Here is a 236-nt window from a genome sequence, read left to right as displayed (position 1 = left end):
ACCCCCGCTTCCTCGCGGACGTCGCCCCACACGTTCACCCCCCTCTCCGCAGCGACGTCCCCCCCTCGGGGGGGCGGGGGCGGGGCGGAGGACCTGTTGCGCGCGGCGTACCGGGCGCCTGCCTCCGCGACCGGCCGGTGCACTCCCTCGTCGCGCAGCATCGTCGCCGCGAGCGGCTGCATGACATGGCTCACCCACATGGTGCCGGGGCTGTCCCTGGGGGCAAGCCGCCCACG

1 pseudogene is annotated in these 236 nt (G+C 76.7%); it reads right to left on the bottom strand.

Annotated elements, in window-relative coordinates:
* Nucleotides 1-194 (bottom strand): annotated as a pseudogene (locus KVS71_RS18885) (PLP-dependent aminotransferase family protein); the annotation flags it as partial.
* Between the last annotated feature and the right edge of the window lie 42 nt (nucleotides 195-236).

The organism is Microbacterium sp. GbtcB4 (genome assembly GCF_019091465.1).
GTDB lineage: Bacteria > Actinomycetota > Actinomycetes > Actinomycetales > Microbacteriaceae > Microbacterium > Microbacterium paraoxydans.
This window is presented reverse-complemented; position numbering and strand designations above follow the sequence as displayed.